This window comes from Paraburkholderia hiiakae (assembly GCF_904848665.1).
Taxonomy (GTDB): Bacteria; Pseudomonadota; Gammaproteobacteria; order Burkholderiales; family Burkholderiaceae; genus Paraburkholderia; species Paraburkholderia hiiakae.
On record NZ_CAJHCQ010000039.1, the window covers coordinates 21,823 to 36,705 of the forward strand.

The 14,883-nt window shown below is 64.1% G+C and carries 7 protein-coding genes and 2 pseudogenes; 3 read left to right on the forward strand and 6 right to left on the reverse strand.

Annotated elements, in window-relative coordinates; translation table 11 throughout:
* Window positions 1-525: 525 nt before the first annotated feature.
* A complete protein-coding gene (locus JMY28_RS37900; RefSeq protein ID WP_201701000.1) occupies window positions 526-1,455 on the reverse strand; it encodes a LysR family transcriptional regulator in 930 nt (309 codons plus the stop codon).
* A gap of 181 nt (window positions 1,456-1,636) precedes the next feature.
* Between JMY28_RS37900 and JMY28_RS37905 the strand changes: the two genes are divergently transcribed.
* Together JMY28_RS37905 and JMY28_RS37910 are read left to right on the forward strand one after the other, a co-directional pair.
* Complete coding sequence (locus JMY28_RS37905; RefSeq protein ID WP_201701001.1) at window positions 1,637-2,239, forward strand: NADPH-dependent F420 reductase; 603 nt, start codon at window positions 1,637-1,639, stop codon at window positions 2,237-2,239.
* Window positions 2,240-2,785: 546 nt separating this feature from the next.
* Complete coding sequence (locus JMY28_RS37910) at window positions 2,786-2,989, forward strand: cold-shock protein (protein ID WP_074266313.1); 204 nt, start codon at window positions 2,786-2,788, stop codon at window positions 2,987-2,989.
* A 174-nt stretch (window positions 2,990-3,163) separates the two neighbouring features.
* On the opposite strand, the gene JMY28_RS37915 is transcribed toward JMY28_RS37910, so the two are convergent.
* Both JMY28_RS37915 and JMY28_RS37920 read right to left on the reverse strand, forming a co-directional pair.
* On the reverse strand, window positions 3,164-3,547 hold the full coding sequence (locus JMY28_RS37915; protein WP_407945586.1) for a hypothetical protein: 384 nt from the start codon (window positions 3,545-3,547) through the stop codon (window positions 3,164-3,166).
* 114 nt (window positions 3,548-3,661) lie between these two features.
* Window positions 3,662-4,230 (reverse strand): annotated as a pseudogene (locus JMY28_RS37920) (IS6 family transposase); the annotation flags it as partial.
* A gap of 138 nt (window positions 4,231-4,368) precedes the next feature.
* Between JMY28_RS37920 and JMY28_RS37925 the strand changes: the two are divergent.
* Window positions 4,369-4,521: pseudogene (locus tag JMY28_RS37925) on the forward strand (IS6 family transposase); the annotation flags it as partial.
* A gap of 463 nt (window positions 4,522-4,984) precedes the next feature.
* Here the strand turns inward: JMY28_RS37925 and JMY28_RS37930 are convergent.
* The 3 genes from JMY28_RS37930 to JMY28_RS37940 form a co-directional block, all read right to left on the reverse strand.
* Entirely contained in the window at window positions 4,985-5,479 is a 495-nt protein-coding gene (locus tag JMY28_RS37930) for a lipocalin-like domain-containing protein (RefSeq protein WP_201701007.1), read from the reverse strand.
* A 109-nt stretch (window positions 5,480-5,588) separates the two neighbouring features.
* Window positions 5,589-5,843, reverse strand: coding sequence for a hypothetical protein (locus tag JMY28_RS37935; RefSeq protein ID WP_201701002.1), 255 nt, complete (start codon window positions 5,841-5,843; stop codon window positions 5,589-5,591).
* A 67-nt stretch (window positions 5,844-5,910) separates the two neighbouring features.
* Window positions 5,911-14,676: a GH36-type glycosyl hydrolase domain-containing protein gene (locus JMY28_RS37940; RefSeq protein WP_407945587.1), complete on the reverse strand. Its 8,766-nt coding sequence runs from the start codon at window positions 14,674-14,676 to the stop codon at window positions 5,911-5,913.
* Between the last annotated feature and the right edge of the window lie 207 nt (window positions 14,677-14,883).

The following is a 14,883-nucleotide window of genomic DNA, read 5'->3' on the forward strand; positions in this document are numbered from 1 at the left end:
TCGCTATTGCTTAGTCATCCGATGCGAATAGTTGCAACACTGACCCGGCATTCAAGATTCGAGACGTACTGGCCGCCGGGCGGCCCCCTGGCGGATGAAGGAATGTCTGCAGCACGCTGACGGATGGACTGTTAGTTGCAAGATATGCCATGATGTATCTTGCGATCCAAAGTTCACATATAAGAAATTATCGAAGTTTTTGATGCCGCCGCTAATTGTATTTATTTTAAATGTTGCTTGCGGATTCCATCGGTCATGCGCAACCGTCGAACCGACACGTCGATGTAACGGCTGTGGAAACTGCCACGAATCAGCCATTTCCAATTTTTCCTGATTCCGTCATTTCCGCAACGAAGGAGGACTTTGCTTCCTACGTGTGGGCAAAGTCAGACAATGATCGTTCAGTAATTCATCTCAACATCCGGGGCCACAGACAAACAGAAAGTTGATGCATTATTGGCTCGGCTCGCCCCTGTTGAACGCACGCAATTCACTGACTCTCAGGTTACTGGGTGTAGATTCGACTCATTCGATGCCTGCTGCGAGCCTTTCGGCCAACCGCTCTCGCTCGAACGCTTCGACAACGAAGTCGACAAATACTCGCGTTTTCGCCGGCAGGAGCGCTCGCGTAGCGTAGTAGATCGAAATTGATCCGGCGTTCGTGTACCAGCGCGGTAGCAATCGTATGAGTTCTCCCCGTTCGATTGACGACAGCACGTCTGACACGGACAGCAGCGCAACGCCCAGTCCGAGAATCGCCGCTTCACGCATCGCTGCCGGGTCGTTGACCATGATGGTCTCGCGAAGTTGCGCTGGCTTTTCGCTCCCTGCTGTGTCACGCATCGTCCGGTGACGTACGCGTCCTGTGCGGCTCGAGCGCATCACGATGCCGTCGAGTTGCGCAAGATCTCCGGGATCGGCCGGTGGTACGCGACCTGCGATGTAGGCCGGGGACGCAACCGCCACGAGATGTGCAGGCGCCAACGCGCGAGACACGACACCGGGTGCGAGATCGAATCCACCGCCCAGCGCCGCGTCGTATCCCTCTGCGACCAGGTCGACCTGCCGGTTTTCGAAGTGCCAATCCAGACGAACCATCGGATAGCGCGCGAGGAACGCCGGCAGCAGCGGCATGACGTACGTGATGCCGAACGTCGGCGCCAGGCTGACCTTCAGCACGCCCGCCGGCTCACTACGGTCGGTCGAGACGGACGCGATTGCTGCCTGCAAGGCGTCCAGATTGCCACCAATTTCCATTAGAAAGCGCTCTCCCGCCTCGGTCAGCGTGAGCTTGCGGGTCGAGCGCTGGAACAGCCGCACGCCGAGATTGCGTTCTAGCAGGGCAACGTTGCGACTGACCGCGGCGGGCGTCAATGCAAGACGCCGCGCCGCTGCCGAGAAGCTTCCCGTTTCAGCACTGCGCGCGAACGATTCGAGGTTGGCGAGGGTTTCCATGTCGGATATTAAAGCATCACTTGAAAATAATTCAAGCAATTACCGACTAATCATCGAGCAATAAAAGCGCCAACATTCGCTCACCGAGCTTTGGGGAGAGAACGTCTGATTAACTTCCCCTCGGCCGCACAGACGTCTGTTTTGTCACTGGATTCACCACCCTTCAATCAGGAGCATCGTTATGAGCACCATCGGCATCATCGGAGCAGGCGCCATTGGGTCCGCGTTCGCCAAAGCGCTCGCGCGCAAGGGCCTCGAAGCCATCATCGCGAACAGCCGGGGCCCAGATTCGCTTAAGGACCTCGCCCGCGACCTCGGCTCCTCAATCACCCCGGGAACGCGTGAACAAGCAGCCGCGCAGGATATTGTCCTCGTCGCGGTGAACTGGTCGAAGCTGCCGGCGGCCCTTTCCGGATTACCGGACTTCGGCGGACGCATCGTGATTGATGCAAACAACCCGATCGAGGCGCCGCTGTTCAAACCAGCCGAATTGCATGGACGGACGTCGAGTGAAGTATTCGCCGACCTCGTCCCGGGTGCGCGCGTCGTGAAGGCGTTCAATCATCTGCCGGCACACCTCATCTCCGATGATCCGCAAGCCGAAGGCGGCCGCCGCGTGTTGTTCTTCGCGGGAGACGATGCGCATGCGAAATCGGCTGTAAGCGGATTGATCGAGCATATCGGCTTCTTTGGAATCGACCTGGGTTTGCTCGAAGGCGGCGGGGGGTTGGCTCAAATCCCGGGTGGCTCGCTGTCGGTACTGAATCTCGTCAAATTTGGATAGGTCGGCGACCCGAATGGCGCCAGTCACGGCGCCGCGCGCGATGTTCGAGGCACTCGTACAGTTCGAGAACTTCGACGAAGATTTCCGTAACTCTCTTGCCCATGTAGGGCTAATCGAACGAGCGGGCGTGGCGCCGTCACGCGTGCGATGCCCAGATCCGCGCACCGACGCGGCTCGGTTCACGGGCACAGCGGCGACCAGAAACCCAAGTTCGGCGAGGCTTGCCTCCCTTCGGGGGGGCACGGACGTACTCACCCAGACGTGTGCGCGTGCGGCCCGATCACGCGGCGGCGGTCGAATACTGGGATCGCGGCCGGGTTCGCACTGTTGCCGTCGACGTGGCGCCGGCGCCCGACGTCCTGCGGGCCCGCTGCACACGCATCGCCGGCGCGTCAGACGAGCCGTCGCGACCACCGGGCTCGCCATCTCAGGAAAATAAGACGGAGCTCCCCTGGTTGTCGGCGGTCGATTCCACGTGGTAAAAGAAAAGTCTCACGCTCAACTGAACGTGACAACTGCGCAAAATTTTTTGGAAAATTCAGGAAAATGGCAACAGGTATTGTGAAGTGGTTCAATGATGCAAAGGGCTTTGGCTTCATCACGCCGGACGGCGGCGGCGAAGACTTGTTCGCGCATTTCTCCGAAGTCCAGGGAAGCGGCTTCAAGTCCCTTCAGGAAAACCAGAAGGTCAGTTTCGAAGTAAAGCAGGGCCCCAAGGGCAAGCAGGCCGCGAACATCACGCCGCTGTAACAAACCATCAACCCGCTTGTGCGGGATCATCGGCCCGCCTTCGCTGGCCGATCGTCTTTCCGCGCACCGTCGCTTCGCGATCACGCGCCAGGCGCGCGTTTTTCGCTACCCGAACGGTGCGCAGGCAGTAAAGGGCCGGACGAGGGACGCCCCGAAGTCCGATTACGTCCTGGGCTACAACGGAGTCAATACCACGGCTCCGCGATCGGCGATCTGCGTAAAGCTTCGAATGAACCGGTACGCCCGATCACCGATTGTCATCTGGTTTGCGCCCTCCTCCGCCAACCCGCGTATCTCATCGACCAACGCTGCGGCAATCGTTCCGTGGTCAGCCAAATCATCCGCCGCTCCCGTTGGGTCGCCAGTGTAGACGGCGCAGGCATCTGCGTACTGACAAATCAGGACGACGCATACCCCCTCATCAACCGCCAGCTCGAGATAGGTGGAAAGCGTCCGTAGTGACTCTGGCGCCCGTTCATGCTGCGAGGCAGGCAAGCCGGAAGCGGTTGTCATTTTCTGTCCCGTGAAATCCCGCCGCCGAAGAATGGTCACCGTCAAGGCTCCACTATCAGTGGATTACGCCAGCATCATATCGCCCACGTGACCACGCGGCGGCGTCGTCAACTTGACGGCAGCGGGCGGGGTAAGATCGAGAAAGAATCGGTATCCTTATCAATATGTGCACTTGGCAGCATCGATCACGGTCCAACGATTCCACGCTGCAAGGCGCGCCTTGAGTTTGGTGCGATGGGACTGCGCCGTCATGCGGTGGCGGGATAGTGCAAAGTGTTGACGGATCGGACCGAAGCTGGATAGAAACACCTGCATGCGAAGCAGATCAAACCCCGTTCATAGCGCGCTCACGGCGACGCGTAGGTTGGTGACTGTTCTCGGCACGTTTATTCACCCGTGCAGCCGCCGCCTTCACGAACACGTGCTTGACGCCCGCGAGTTCTGCGATGTGCCTTCGCCGCAGGGTAACTGCGCAGTTGGTCGGTGACGATTTCCCGGGGCGCGAGATTCGATCGCAGCACATGCTTGAAAAAGCGTTTGGCTGCGGCCTTGTCCCGGCGCTTCTGCAGAAGCACATCCAGCTCGGCGCCGCATTCATCCACGGCCCTCCGCAGCACGTGGGGCTCGCCGCGCAGCTTCACGAACACTTCGTCCAGATGCCACGTGCTGCCGGCCTTGCGTCGCACCGCCTTTGCGCGCCCTGCGAAGGCGGCTCCGAGAGCACCGCACGCCGACGGCCTCGACTTCGCAGACGGATTCAATATGTACGAACTCCCGGTTACGCGACAAGTTGCGCACGCGCGAAGAGAGCTGTCACGCTGGACGGCGTTGTCAGGTTAGCGAGCGCCGAGCATTAAAATGAAGCGATGAAGAAGACGAAGCCGCTTTACCACGGTCACCGCTTCCCCGCGAGCGTCATTCGCTGCGCCGTTCGCTGGTATTTTCGCTTCAACCTGAGCCTGCGCGATATCGAGGAGTTGCTGCTCGAGCGCGGCGTGGTGGAGACCTACGAGACAGTCGCCCTATCAGAACAGGCAGGTTCCAACGTTGGCAATCCGGGGTAGCATGGTTTCGGGAGCACCCCGGCTCCTCGTTGCATTGAGTCTCCTTGTATCTTCGAGCCCGCCCCTGCGGGCTTTTTTCTGTCAGCCAGGCAGGCTTTTCCAGATTGGAATAATTTCTTCGCGCAGATACGATATTTTCGGAAATCTCAATCGTCTGAAGTTTATGGTCCACCGCCTGTCCATGCCGCCGCGAGTCAGGAGAGTGTCAAGTGCGGGATTTCCGGTCGTAGACTTGTAGCCGCTCCCAAGCGCTAGCCATACACCTTTAATCATCGCGATCCAGGTGGGCACGCCCTCTCGCGCTGCGGCGAATGCAATGACTCGCCCTGGCTCGAAGAAAACGGCGGCTTTCACGCGACCAGCCGTCGCTCGCCGACCGGACGCGCACGCAACGGCAGCTGGTGCCCCCGCACGGTGCTTACTTCAATCGTTGCCACACAACTTTCGAGGCCCCATATCCGAAGCTCCCTGGCGTCATGTAAGTTAGACGGTCGCCATCAAGCGTAAACGGGCGCCGTTGAACCTCGCCGTTCCAGTTCGGAAACGTTCCGTTTTTAATGTGGAAAACGATCACGTGTGCCACCGGATCGACGGTATAGGTGCCGAAATGCGCGAAGTTGCCCTGAACGACGCGTTGATTCTCTTCGGCAGTACCCGATAGCCGGTTTCCCGAGGCGAACTTCGGCAAATCAGCACGAAGTCCGACCAGAACGTATCGGCCGTCGCTAGCAAAGATAAGTTGACCTTGCGGATGTGGACCGAGCACCTCGACTTCGGTGCCGCTTCTGTATTCGGTCAACGAGACCAACGACCATGATCCCGCCACATCGGGCGCCGCCTGGGAAAATGTTTTCGGAGCGACGAGACATAGCACAAGGGTCAGCAGTGCTGCGGCCGGCAACGTTTGGAGCATAGGCTTCACGGTGTTCTCCAATACACGTGAGGACGCGAGGGTGCCGCAAGGCCGCCTCTGTGGACAGCGTCAAGCAGCACGCCCGGTCGTGTCGCCTCACGGAATGATGTTACTCCCGGGTAATTGTCGCTGCCTGATTGTTTTGCGGTGAACGCTGCCCGCATCGCGGAGCGATTCCGGGAAGCCGCGCCACCCGGAAAGAGCGCTGAGCGCGTCGATTGCATGCCCAAACATCAGCGCGCGCGTAAGCGAAAAATGGGCTTTTCAAAATAGATCTGAAGCGTTGAAAGAACGACACGTCTGCGGCTACCACGTTCGGATCGTCGTCCGCGATCAGATGGCGCACGGCGTTTTGAGTAAACATTCGCGTCTCCGGTTGCCACCGGAAGCGCAACCGCCGCGCCCCCACCACCCGAGCGCCAGTCCAGCCGCTAATCCGGCCGAGGACCCAGCGTCACGATCACACTGTGACGTGCGCCGTCGTCCACCATTGGGAACGCCACCACGCCGGCTTCGAGCATCTTGCCGTCCACGCTCATGCCGATTACTCCGCGGCAAACATGATGAGGATTGTTCACGGCAATTCCGTAACTCGACATGCCGTGGCGCAAGACCGCCGTGAAGCCAGACCAGGCCCGAGGCACGCAAGGCTCGATCCATAGCTCGCCGCCGCGCTTATGAAGCCCCAGCAGCCCTTCGATGCCCGCACGGTACATCCATCCTGACGAACCCGTGTACCACGTCCATCCACCGCGTCCGATGTGTGGCGCGACGGAATAGACGTCGGCAGCGGCCACATAGGGCTCGACCTTGTAGCGGTTCACGCCGCTGCGCGTCCGGCTCCGGTTGACCGGATTGAGCATCGCGAGCAGATCGGCGGCGCGATCGCCGTCGCCGAGTTGCGCGAATGCCAGCACCGACCACATGGCGGCGTGCGTGTACTGGCCACCGTTCTCGCGGATGCCGGGCGGATAGCCTTTGATGTAGCCCGGATCGCGCGGCGTGCGGTCGAACGGCGGGGTGATCAGCAAGGCGAGGCCTTCTTCGCGTCGAATCAGCCGCTCATCGAGCGAGGCCATCGCGCGTTCGGCGTGCTCGACACTGGCCGCGCCCGACAATACGCTCCACGACTGCGCGATGGCGTCGATCGCACATTCGTCGTTGCCTGCGGCCCCCAACGGTGTGCCATCGTCGTAGTACGCGCGGCGGAACCACGCGCCATCCCAACCGGCGCTATCGAGTGCCTTCCTGAGCGACGCCGCGCGTTCGAGCCAGCAATCCGCACGCGCAGCCTCATGACGCGCTCGCGCGATGGGAGCGAAAGCCACCAGCGTCGCATAGAGGAACCAGCCGAGCCAGACGCTTTCGCCGCGCCCCGCTTCACCCACCCTGTTCATGCCGTCGTTCCAGTCGCCTGTTCCCATCAACGGCAACCCCCTCGTTCCGAACGACCCAAGCGTCTGCTCCAGCGCCAGCGCGCAATGCTCGAACAACGTCACGCTCGTGTCCGCGACGTGTGGCACGAAAAAGGCCTCGTGCTGATCCGCGGCCAGTTGACTGCCTTCGAGGAACGGCACCATCACGTCGAGAATCGCGTGCTCGCCGCTCACTTCGATGTACTGGGCCACCGCATAGGCCAGCCACGTGCGGTCATCGGCGATACGGGTACGTACGCCGGCTCCCCCCTCCGGCAGCCACCAGTGCTGCACGTCGCCTTCCGGAAACTGGCGTGCGGCAGCACGAAGCAGGTGCTCGCGGGTGAGTGCCGGGCACGCGAGCACCAGCGCCATGCCGTCCTGCAGTTGATCGCGGAATCCGTAGGCGCCGCCCGCCTGATAGAAGCCCGCGCGCGCCCAGATCCGGCAAGCGAGTGTCTGATAGAGCAGCCAGCGGTTGAGCATCAGGTCCAGCGCTCGATCCGGTGTCGCAACCTGAACGGCCCCGAGCGTGTCGTCCCAGAAACCGGTAGCCGCAGCCAGGACACCTTCGAGATCGGCTTCGCGATAGTGCGCGACGAGCTGCCTCGCTTCGGCGGCCGTTGCGGCGTCACCTAGCAGGAACACGACCTCAGTCACGCCACCGGGCGGCAGTTCGAACCGCGTTTGAAGGGCCGCGCACGGATCGAACCCGGCTCCGGTCTTGCCCGATAGCGGACGCTCATCGGCGCCACTGGCCAGCGCGGCGGGATCGCTCAGCGTCCCGTTGCGGCCGATGAACTCGCGCCGGTCCGCAGTCCAGCCGCTCTGCCTGCCGCCGAGATCCGCAAACGCCACGCGAGCGCGATACGCTTCGCCGTAACCGTTACGGACGAACATCGCGCCCGTCTGCGCGTCGATCTCGCTGACGATGTGCGGCGCCGATACGGCGCGCTGCGCCCCGAGCACCCACTCGACGTAGGCCGTCACGGAGAGCTGCCGGCTACGGTTCGACAGGTTGCGCAGTATCAGACGCGAGATCTTCACCGGATCGCTCAACGGCACGAATTGGAGCAGTTCGAGCGCCACGTCGTTGGCAATATGCGTGAAGCGGCTGTAGCCCTGGCCATGACGTGCGACGTAGGGTGCTGTGTCCGCCGCGTGGTCGCGTACTGGCTGGGCCTGCGGCCCCCACAACGCACCCGTGGCCTCGTCACGCACGTAAAACGCCTCGCCGGCCGGATCGCCGACGGGGTCGTTCGACCACGGCGTCAGTTGCCGCTCCCGGCTGTTCGACGCCCACGTATAGCCACTGCCTTCCGCGGAAACCATGAATCCGCAGGCCGGATTGGCAATCACGTTGACCCACGGCATCGGCGTCGATTGCCCGGGACCCAGCACGATCACGTACTCGCGGCCATTGTCTGCAAAGCCGCCGAGTCCGTTGAAGCATTCGAGCCCGGCGCCGGCTGCGAGACGTCCCAGGTCGGCGGACCCTGCTTCCTCAGGCGCGGGCAGCCGCGCGCGTTGCGGCTTCGCAGACGGCCCGCCCGTAAGCCGCCTGAGCTGCTCCGACAAGCGCCCGTTACGCGCTGCCAGCACTGCCCGCGCCGCGATCGGAAAGAGCGCGCGGGCGTCGTGCGCCATCAGGTCTGCCCGCAACAGGAAGATCTTGCCCGGTGCCGGACTACCGGGGTGCGGCCGCGACTGGCCAGAGCGCACGAGCATTTCGAGTGCGGCCTGCAGATCCTGCACATACGACGATGCGCGCTCGTTGACGATCACCAGATCGACCGCAAACCGTTTCATCTGCCAGTATTCGTGCGCGTGCACCAGTTGCCGCACCAGCGCCATGTGCTCGATATCGTCGATGCGCACCAGCAGGATCGGCAGATCCCCCGACACGCCGTGTGTCCAGAGCGGCGCCGCGCCCACGCCGCCGGCTGCGGCAACCTCCGCGGCACCGCGCATCAGGGTGGCGGAGTTCGCCCGCAGCGCGGGATCGCCATACAGCAGGTAGGCGGCCATCCGTTGGAACAGGGCCGCTTCGTCGGCGCTCACGCCTGTGTGGCGCAACTGCACCTGCGCCTGAGTCCACGAGAGCATCGCCGCACGGCTGAACGACGCGCCCTCGCGATGCTTGTCCACGAGATCCAGCAACTGCGCGCGGGAGTGGGCGACGATCGTCCAGAACGCGACGCTTGCGGTCGCTCCGGGCGCCACGCGCATGCGTCGGCGCATGGCGAAAACCGGGTCGAGCACGACGCCCGCCGTGCCACTGAGCACGCGCTCGCTGGAAAGAGCCCGTGGCGAACGGACGCTGCCACCGCGGCCGATGAAACGCAGGCGGTCGGTTTCGACTTCGACGGCGCCGCCCTGATCGGCTTCGATCACCGAAAGGTGAGCCGCCCAGACTTCGGCTTCGTCCGGCGTGCGGCGACGGCGCGTCGCGAGTATCACGCCCAGTTCGGCGTCGTACTCTGTCTCCACAAACAGTTTGGTGAATGCCGGATGCGCCAGATCGGCCGCTGGCGTAGCCAGCACGATTTCCGCATACGAAGTGAATTCGATGGTGCACGCGCGCGAGCCGGCGTTGGACACCGAGACGCGCCGCACTTCCGCATCGTCTTCTGCAGAGACGATCACGTCGAGCGAGGTGGTCAGCGCGCCGTCGCGCCGGACGAACCCCGCTCGATCCTCCGTGAAGGTCGCCGCGTAGCTGTCCGGCACGACGCCAGTCGGCTGCCACGCCGCGGACCAGAAAGCGCCGCTCTCGACGTCGCGCAGATACAGGTAGCTGCCCCAGTCGTCGCGCGTCGCGTCCTCGCGCCAGCGCGTGATCGCCAGATCCTCCCAGCGGCTGTACCCCGAGCCCGCGGCGGTCAGCATCACCGTGTAGCGGCCGTTGGACAGCAGATGGGTGGCCGGCGGCGAGTCGCCAGCCGAAACAAGGTGGCGCGCGACAGCGGATTCGACGCCGCGCTGCGGCCCAGCGCTTTTCTCCTCGATGCGTAGATGCGCAACTGCCACCCGGCCCGGCATCCGCTCCTGGAGCAGCAGCTCCGTCGCGCGGATGGCCGGCTCCGCGTGAAAAAACGCGCGAATCCGGCCGCCCAGCAGCGCATTGGCAATCGACACGATCGCCATACCCTGGTGATGCGCCATGAAGGCTCGCACGATCACGACCTGGCCGCCCTCGGGGACGCGGGAGGGCGTGTAGTCCAGAGCCTCGTAGAAGCCGAAGCGGCCGCCCGCGCCCGCCGCTTCGAGACGTGCGAAATTCCGTAGTGCCGCCGCCGGGGCGACCATCGCGGCCAGCGCCGTCGCGTACGGAGCGATGACTGCGTGATTGCCGAGACCGCGCTTGAGACCGAGATCGGGAATGCCGAAACTCGAATACTGGTAAGTCAGTTCGAGGTCCCGCGCGTTGTACGCGGATTCGGAGATCCCCCATGGCAGGCCGAGCGTCGCTCCATAGGCCATCTGCCGGCGCACGACGAGCTCGCTGGTCCGCGCGAGCAGGCTGCTGGACGGGGCGCGCATGACGAGCGACGGCATCAGATACTCGAACATCGACCCCGACCACGAGACCAGCGCCGCGCCGCCCGCGACCGGCGCCGCGACACGCCCCAGCCGGAACCAGTGGCGCGCCGGAATGTCGCCTTTGGCGATCGCGACGAAGCTGGCGAGGCGTGCCTCCGAGGCCAGTAAATCGTAGCTGCTCTCGTCGAGCCGGCCGTCGGCAACCGAGTAGCCGATCGACAGAAGCATGCGCACCGGGTCGAGCAGGAAGCCGAACTCCATGGCATCGGCCATCTGGAGCGCGGTTTCGGTCAACCGGTTCAGACGAGCGGCCAGTTCGGTCGATGCGTTAGCCGAACGCGTCACGTCGCGCTCGTGACTGTGAAGCACCTCCTCCAGCGCGCGAGCCCAGAACAGCACGTCGCCGCCCAGGGAGTCGGCGCGAGCCTGTCCGGCAGTCTCCTCGTCGACGAGCGCGCGGGCGATGTCTGAAACGGTAGCGCCGAGCAGCACGGCAGTCCGCCACTCGGGCGCTATCGCGGGTGTTGCAGGTGTTGCAGGTGTCGCCGGCGTCTCATCGCCAGGCGGGGCAGGAGACGCCGCGCCAAGCCACACGCGCAGCGCCGCCACCGCCTGATCGAACTCGGCACTCAATGCGCTACGCGTTCGCTCGCCCCCATTCACGCGCACGGCTTCGTCCAGCAGATCGAGCGTATCGCCAACGCCAGCGCATGCTGCAGCCCCACGGTCCGTGCCGGGAAGCTGTCTGCTCCATGCGCGACAGGCGTTGCCGAGCGCGATCAAATGGCCTGCGAGGTTGCCGCTATCGACAGAGGACACGTACTTCGGATCGAGCGGACGCAGGTCCTGCGTAGCGTACCAGTTGTAAAAATGCCCGCGATAGCGCGGCATCCGCTGCATCGTGGCTAGCGTGGTCTCAAGCCGCCCGGCGGTATCGCCCGTCCCCGCCCAGCCGAACTCGTGCGCGCTGACCGTCGCGAGCAGATAGAGCCCGAGGTTGGTCGGCGACGTCCGATGAGCAACGACCGGTTGAGGATCTTCCTGAAAGTTGTCCGGCGGCAGCATCTCGTCGCCCGGCGTGACGAAGGTTTCGAAATAGCGCCACGTGCGCCGCGCATGATGACGAAGCTGCCGGGCATCGGCGTCGCTGACGGCAAGCGCTCCCGCTGCCCGCGGTGCGAGGCTCGACCAGTACGCGAGCGCGGGTGCAGCGAGCCAGGCCAGCACAAAAGGCACCGCGACCCACGCCCCATGATGACCGGTGTGCAATGCGACGACGCCGACCGTCACGCCTGCGCCCAGCGCAAGCGCCGCGCCACCGGACATATGCAGCCAGGTGTGGCCCAGCGTGAGCCGATCGCGGGCTCCGGCCTCGGCGGCCGTGGTCCATTCGAGCAGGTGCCGGCGGCTGGCCGCTACACGAAACAGGGTCCGCGTGATGGCGTCGCCCATCGACCAGGTCTGTTGCGCCAGCAACATGGCAGAAAGACCGAACCGCCAGAGCGCGAGCCGCAAGTCGGCCAGCCAGACGCCGAACTCACTGCGCGCTGTCGTTTTCACGTGTGCACGCCGCCAGCGCGGAATGAGCGCGCCCAGTACGGGCAGCAGCACGGGCAGCGCGATCGTGGCGAGCACGAAGGCCGTCCACCGCAGCGCCGCCGGCAACGGCAACAGCCAGCCCGCCAAAAGCGCGACGAACGCCGCCGGTGCGATAACCGTGCGGCGCAGGTTGTCGAGCATCTTCCAGCGGCCAGTCGCGCCCAGCGCGAGGTCGGGCCGCCGATGCACGCTCAGCAGCCACGGCAACAACTGCCAGTCGCCGCGCGCCCAGCGATGCTGACGGGCTTCCGAGACGTCGTAACGCGCCGGATACTCCTCGACGACTTCGATATCGGAAGCCAGTCCTGCCCTCGCAAAAATGCCCTCGAACAGATCATGACTGAGCATTGTGTTCTCGGTCACGCGGCCGGCAAGCGCCGCCTCGAACGCATCGACGTCATAGATACCCTTGCCCGTGTAGGAGCCTTCGTCGAGCAGATCCTGATACACGTCGGAGACGGCCGCCGCGTACGGATCGATTCCGCTGGGGCTGGACGCGATCCGCTGGAATAGCGACCCTTGCGTGGCGACGGGCAGCGAAGGCGTCACGCGCGGCTGAAGCACGCCATAGCCATCGACAATGCGCTGGCTCGTCGCATCAAAAACCGGGTGATTGAGCGGATGCGCCATCTTGCCGACGAGGCGGCGCACGGCGTCGCGTGGCAAACGGGTATCGGCGTCGAGCGTGATGACGTAGCGCACGTTTGGCGGGGCAGCGGGTGAGCGTCCGTCGATCTCGACGAACGTCGTATCCCGTGCGCCGCGCAGCAGCCGGTTCAACTCGTGAAGCTTGCCGCGCTTACGCTCCCAGCCCATCCACTGGCCCTCTTCGCCGTTCCACATGCGCCTCCGATGCAGCAGCAGGAAACGCGGTATGTCGCCGCTGCCCGGATACTGCCGGTTCAGCTGGTCGATGCCCCTGGCCGCAGCGCATAGCAGCGCTTCGTCACCGTCGACGTGCTCGGTCGGAGAGTCGGTCCAGTCAGAGAGCAACGCGTAGTACAGCTCGCCCTCTGGGCTCGCCAGATGGTGTATTTCCAGGCGTTCGATCTGCTCAGCCAGCGTGCTGGCCGTGGTCAGCAGGACTGGCACGGCGACGACCGTGCGCAGGCTCGCAGGGATGCCGTTGCGCAGCGCGAGACCGGGCAGCACGTTCGCACCGATGTCGCGCATCACCCTGCGATTGACGATCGCCACGGCGAGATCGACAGCGGGCAGCAACCCGGCGAGCGCGAGGCAGATCAGCAACGCCGGCCGTGGCATGGTGTCCGTCGACAGCGTTAGCATGCCGGTCAGGATCAGCGCGGCCAGCAACAGGATCCGGCCGAGGTAGCCGGTCAGCCCTGCCTGCCGCGTGAAGCGAGGCAGCCAGACCGCGATGGGCGCGCGATAGCCGATCGCCCGCTCCAGCTCGCGACGACCGGTCGCGAGCAGGTAGTAGCCGGGCTCGCATTCGCGGCGCTCCGCCGCTCCCTCCAGCGGCCCGGAAAGAAGGCCGTCCTCCCCGGTTTGCAGGCCCGGTGCCGCGCCCGTTTTCCCGGTCAACGCTGCCTGCGCCATTTGTGCCGCCGAAACCGCGCGCTGCGCGACATCTGTTTCGCTCGCCGGCGAGCCGCGCGCAAGCGCCTCGATCGCGCCGCGATAGAGGTTGCGTGTCGCGAAGTCCATCTCGACGAAGCCGCTATGTGTGCGCAGCACGTCGTCTACCGGGCTGATGCGTTCGAACAACTCGGTCCAGTTCACGTCCGAGATCAGGCGCATGCTGGTAATGACGTTGCGCACCGTCACGCTCGCGGCCCCTTGCTGCTGATGCACCGTCGCGACAATCCGCTCGGCTGTCGTGTGCTGTGCAGCGAGACGTTCATGCAACCAGCGAACCGCAGGCGTCGTCTGCGGATCCTCGTCGTGCAACCGCTGGAGCAACTGCACGCAGAACGCGTCGCGCAACGAGGATCGCTCGTAACGCGCCGCCAGCGCGACGATGTCCTCCGGCGCATGCCCGCCTGCGCCCAGCAGACGATCGGCCATCGCATCGGCATCGAGCCGCGCGGTACGGCCCTCGGTGATCTGATCGGCGAGGCGGCGAAGGTTCTCGATCAACACGATGCGCAGCGTGATGGCCACCGCCCAGAGTTCGCCGATCGTCAATGGCTGCACCGTCTGGTACGCCTGCATGAAATGGCATAGAAGATCGGGATCGAAGCGACTGTCCGTGTGCGCGACGAACGCCCACGCGATGCCGAACACGCGCGGATACCCGGCGAACGGACCCGTGCTGAGCTTGGGTAGTTGCCGATAGAAGCTCGGGGGCAGGTCGTCGCGGACCTTGCTAACCTGCTCGTCGACGAGATAGTAATTGTCGAGCAGCCATTCGGCCGCTGGCGTGATCGCCTCGTCAAGCGCCGCGGCCGCGGCGGTCGCTTCATACGCGTGCATCAGTCGGCGCGCGTTGTCCTTCAGCCGCAGGGCCAGAGACGGCCCGGCGCGAGTACCGCGCAAGATGTCCTGCGCGCTCGCCAGGCTCCTCGCATGCTGCGCCAGGCGCTCCTCGCCGAATAGCTCCTCGCGCACGGGCTCCCTGCTGTTCCAGGGTGAAATCGAATCATGGCGGCCGGAAACCCGCAAGAACGCAAGGAACAAAATGGACTCCCTTAATATCGCAGGCGACTCATGAAGTTTTCTGCGTACGCTGCGTACGCGTTCATGGCGCCCGGTCGGGGTGCGACCGCGGGGGTACCCGAAGACTGCGCCGATACAACGCGAACGCGAACATCCAGGCCACTCCGCCGGCAATTCCCCACAGTGCGGCTGTCATGTCATGCCCTCCTTAGTCCACATCCATGGATG

Excerpts from the sequence above, each read along its gene's own strand:
- JMY28_RS37900 (WP_201701000.1), bottom strand. The coding sequence starts at position 1,455 with ATGGAAACCCTCGCCAACCTCGAATCGTTCGCGCGCAGTGCTGAAACG.
- JMY28_RS37930 (WP_201701007.1), bottom strand. The coding sequence starts at position 5,479 with ATGCTCCAAACGTTGCCGGCCGCAGCACTGCTGACCCTTGTGCTATGT.
- JMY28_RS37935 (WP_201701002.1), bottom strand. The coding sequence starts at position 5,843 with ATGTTTACTCAAAACGCCGTGCGCCATCTGATCGCGGACGACGATCCG.
- JMY28_RS37905 (WP_201701001.1), top strand. The coding sequence starts at position 1,637 with ATGAGCACCATCGGCATCATCGGAGCAGGCGCCATTGGGTCCGCGTTC.
- JMY28_RS37910 (WP_074266313.1), top strand. The coding sequence starts at position 2,786 with ATGGCAACAGGTATTGTGAAGTGGTTCAATGATGCAAAGGGCTTTGGC.